The sequence below is a fragment of the Yoonia sp. genome, assembly GCF_036770585.1.
Lineage (GTDB): Bacteria > Pseudomonadota > Alphaproteobacteria > Rhodobacterales > Rhodobacteraceae > Yoonia.
The window spans coordinates 1-4,194 of record NZ_DAIPIW010000120.1; the positions used below are offsets into that span (position 1 = coordinate 1).

Genomic DNA, 4,194 nt, shown 5'->3' on the forward strand with positions numbered 1-4,194 from the left:
GGCTTGGGCCGCTTGCGGGTGTGCTGGCCATTGCTGTTGGTGAAATTGGGGTGCTGGCCAAGCTTTATGCCGAAGCGATCGAGAACACGTCGAACAAGTCCGTCGACGGCGTCGTCGCTGCCGGTGGCAGCCGCAGCCAATCCATCCGGTTTGCGATCCTGCCGCAGGTCATGCCGGTGCTTCTGTCAATCACGCTTTACAACTTCGAATCCAACGTCCGGTCTGGCACCATTCTTGGCATCGTCGGCGCGGGGGGCATCGGGTTTCTGCTTGCCGACCGGATAGGTGCCTACCGTTGGGACGAGGCGTGGTCGATCATCTTCCTGATCATCGCCATGGTCTATCTGATCGACTGGCTCTCGGGCCTAGTCCGGGCAAGGTTTATCGGGACATGGGAAGGGGCGCGCTAATTCCGTCCACTGTCGAAATCATAGTCCCAGGCACCGCAGGCCCGGTCTTTGCCCCCGCTGGTGTTTCGTCGCCGCGCGCCGAGTGTCTGGGCTGCACCGTCACCGGTGGCACCTTGCGCCGTCTGATCGAGCCGACCTCCGGGCAAGAAATCCTGCTGGTCGAGCCAAACGCGGACGAGGTGACATTCCGCTTTATTTTTGCCGATCACCCCGGCAGCTATCCCGAGGCAATCTTCAATCCCGCCCCGTCACGCTACACCCGCGCTGCGGTAGCACTGGTGGACGAGGCGCAGCAGATCGCCGGAACCGGCGACGGTCTGACGCGCGCGATCCGCATCGCCCGGGCTGTAGCCGAAAGATTCGACTACGGCCATCCAGACCAGAAGTTCAACGACGGCTTCGATCATGTGCCGCATCTTTCCTGCGGGCTGACCCAAGGGTCATGCGTCGATATCCACACCTACTTTTTGGCATCCTTGCGCGCCGCCGGGATCGAAGCGGGCTATGTCGTGGGCTATTTCTTTCCCGAGGTGGGCGATTGCACCAGCGGGCATTGCTGGGCCGTCACACGCATCGACGGGCAGGTGCAGGAATGGGACATCTCGCATTACCTGCAGATCGGTCGGCGCGACGTTGGCCCTGCACTGAATCCGAAGGGTGGGTTCCGTGTGCCAGTCGGTCATTCTACCGCGCTTTGTCAGCCCGAGATCGGCTTTGCCGACCTGAAACTGCTCGTCGAACCCATGCACATGATCGGCGGCGAACCAGTGCGGTTTGAAACCAAGCGCATTCGCCTTCTGCTGCCCACAACAGCCTGAACCGGACCCCAGCCATGAAGATGCTGACCGAAGCACCCAACGTCCATGAAACCGCCACACTCGTTGACTGCACCTTGGGCAAATGGACCGAGGTCATGGCTCAGGTGACCATGCGCGAGGTCACGTTCGGGGACTATTCTTACATCGTGAAAGGCGGCAATGTCGTCTGGTCCACTATCGGCAAGTTCTGTTCGATTGCCGAGGGTGCGCGGGTCAATCCGGGCAATCATGCCACATGGCGCGCAAGCCAGCACCATTTCACATACCGCGCTGCGCAGTTCGGGTTGGGCGAGGATGACACCGATTTTTTCCAGTGGCGTCGCGATCACTGGGTTACCATCGGCCACGATGTCTGGATCGGCCATGGTGTCACCATCCTGCCGGGCGTAACAGTTGGGACGGGTGCTGTAATCGGGGCGGGGGCCGTGGTGTCAAAGGACGTGGCACCCTATGAAATCGTCGGCGGCGTGCCCGCGCGCCACCTGAAATGGCGCTTTACCCCGCCTCATGCCGAAGCCCTGCAGACCATCGCGTGGTGGGATTGGGACCACGCGACCCTCAAGGCGGCCTTGCCCGATATTCGGGTGCTGGACATCGACGCCTTTATCGAAAAGTATCGCTGAACCCTGCGGCGCTTTTCCGCGATACAAACGGACCTTCCACAATGGAAACCCTGCCGCGGATTGTATTGGCCTTGGTGATCGGGACAGCAGGCGGCTCGGCTTTCTACTTGATGAACCTGCCGTTGCCGTGGATGCTTGGCGCGTTGTTTGCAACCATGGTCGCCTCGATTTCCAATGCGCCGATCCTTGGCCCGGCCCGGTTGCGACCGGCCGTCGTTGCCGTGATCGGCGTCCTTCTTGGCTCGCGCTTCACGCCCGATATCGTCGCCGAAGCCGGCGCCTGGATTGGCACTCTTGCTGTCCTGATGGTCTATGTCGTCGCTGTTGCGCTGGTCGTCGTGCCCTTTTACCGCTTTGCCGGCAGGTTCGACTGGGTCACCGCCTATTTCGCGGGCATGCCCGGCGGTCTGTCCGAGATGATCGAGATCGGCGAGGCGAGCGGGGCCAAACCTGCACCGATCATCCTGGCGCACAGTTTGCGCATCGTGGTGACCATCGCGCTGATTGCCTTGTGGTTCCGGATCATTGAAGGCCATGAGGTCGGCGCGTCAATGGGGGCCGTAGAGGTTCCCCTGACATGGCTGGATGCGTTGCTTCTTCTGACTTCGGCCGTTTTCGGCAGCATTCTTGGCAAGAGACTGCGCTTTCCTGCGCCGACATTTCTTGGCCCGCTTCTGGTTTCGGCTGTGCTGCACCTTGCCGGGTTTACCGAAAGCGCCCCTCCGGGACTCTTGGTCAACGCGGCGCAAGTTCTTCTTGGGACCGTCCTCGGCTGTCGTTTTCTGGGCATCAGCGCTCGAACCGTCTTACCCGCCGCAGCACTAGCCATCGGGGCGACCCTGCTGACACTTGCCCTTGCGTTCGGTGCGGGTCTGGCGATGGGGTATCTGGCCGGGATCGCCCCCGATCAGGCGCTGCTGGCCCTTGCCCCCGGCGGCCTGACCGAAATGGGGCTGATCGCGCTGGCCATCCAGGCCGACGTGGCCTTTGTGGCCTTGCACCACGTCGTGCGCATACTATTCGTGATCGTGCTTGCACCGGTGGCATTCCGGCTCCTGGCGGTTCGCCGTTTTACACCATAGGTGTAGAAAGGTCACTTTCTTCGCCCAGGTGTTGGGGTGGCTGTCGCCTCGGAGGCGCCAGATTGCTTCAGCCCACCCGCGATCAGCGCATCCTGCCGCGGCCCACGCGGGAATTCATGCAACTTTACATGTTGATCGGATGCCGGTGAGAGGCAGTCGACCTGAAGGCGGATGCGGGCAGAGGTTAATCAGAAGGCAATGACATTGCTTGGAATTGCCTACACTCAGCACTCCATCGGAGCGATGGTGATTGCACCAGAACGATGCAACTCACCCACAGGCCACTGGCTATGACCACCCGCCGCGCGACTGATAACGCCAAAGCCATTGATGCCTTCATGACCACCAGGTTCCAGATCGACGCGATGCTTGAAGGCCCTGAGCGACGACCATTTCCAGATCCACTCCGACGGGATCAACTGGGGCCACGTCGGCACGCTGAACCAATACGCGAGCCTCCTGCGCCAGATCACCGACGCAGCGTTCATGGAAGGCGAACATGCCGCTTGATCCCGCCCAGCGCCACCAGACCAAACAGGATGCCATCACCGCAGCATGGGAAGCCGAACGCCTCGCCGTCTGTGACGCCGCCATCGCCCTGCTGCGCGAGATCGCCGATCTGGACTGCGACGACGATGGCGACGTGATCATCGGCACGGATGGCGCTTCAGGTGCTGTCGGATCAGATCTCGGCCTTCACCCGGTTGGGGCAAGAGGCGCCATATGCGGTGCTTGCCTATCATCATTTGACGACGCGTGGCGAAGCCTCGGCCGGTTTCGATGCGTTTTTCCAAGCCTTGCGTGGTCCTGCGCCAGGTGAAGCTGCTGCCCATGCCGCCATCTGCCGCCTGCTGGACGGCCGCGCCTGCAATCATCGGCTGGACCAGACGCTGGGCCGCTTGTCCGATCCGCGCAACGGCTGGCCGATGGCCTATGCGCTGTCGTGGATTTCGGTGGCGGGTGACCAAGCAAGAAGCCGAGGCGCTGCGCGAAACGCTGATCCAGGGCTATCGCTGGCTCTTGGTCGACGAATATCAGGACACCGGCCCCGAGGAATACTCCCTGATTGGCGCGGTGGCGGGGCGGTCGCTAAAAGATGACCTGCGCATCAGCCTCTTTGCCGTGGGCGATGACGACCAGAACATCTACGCCTTCGCCGGGGCTAGTATCGACTTCATCCGCAGGTTTGAGGCGGACTATGCCGCCAAACCGGTCTGGCTGACCGAGAACTACCGCTCTTCCGCTCATATCATCGCAGCGG

5 protein-coding genes and 2 pseudogenes are annotated in these 4,194 nt (G+C 61.6%); all 7 read left to right on the plus strand.

What is annotated here, in order from left to right:
• Positions 1 to 410: PhnE/PtxC family ABC transporter permease (locus V7N12_RS13710; RefSeq protein WP_333715206.1), on the plus strand; the 410-nt coding region annotated here is incomplete at its 5' end.
• A 113-nt stretch (positions 411 to 523) separates the two neighbouring features.
• Positions 524 to 1,228 (plus strand): transglutaminase-like domain-containing protein, encoded by a 705-nt coding sequence (locus V7N12_RS13715; protein WP_333715207.1) that lies wholly within the window; start codon positions 524 to 526, stop codon positions 1,226 to 1,228.
• 14 nt (positions 1,229 to 1,242) lie between these two features.
• Positions 1,243 to 1,851 (plus strand): DapH/DapD/GlmU-related protein, encoded by a 609-nt coding sequence (locus V7N12_RS13720; RefSeq protein ID WP_333715208.1) that lies wholly within the window; start codon positions 1,243 to 1,245, stop codon positions 1,849 to 1,851.
• A 41-nt stretch (positions 1,852 to 1,892) separates the two neighbouring features.
• Positions 1,893 to 2,933 (plus strand): AbrB family transcriptional regulator, encoded by a 1,041-nt coding sequence (locus V7N12_RS13725; protein WP_333715209.1) that lies wholly within the window; start codon positions 1,893 to 1,895, stop codon positions 2,931 to 2,933.
• Between the two features lie 290 nt (positions 2,934 to 3,223).
• A pseudogene (locus V7N12_RS13730) lies at positions 3,224 to 3,443 on the plus strand (hypothetical protein).
• A complete protein-coding gene (locus tag V7N12_RS13735) occupies positions 3,433 to 3,753 on the plus strand; it encodes a hypothetical protein (RefSeq protein ID WP_333715210.1) in 321 nt (106 codons plus the stop codon). Before V7N12_RS13730 ends, V7N12_RS13735 begins: the two are co-directional and overlap by 11 nt.
• Before the next feature lie 140 nt (positions 3,754 to 3,893).
• Positions 3,894 to 4,194 (plus strand): annotated as a pseudogene (locus tag V7N12_RS13740) (UvrD-helicase domain-containing protein); the annotation flags it as partial.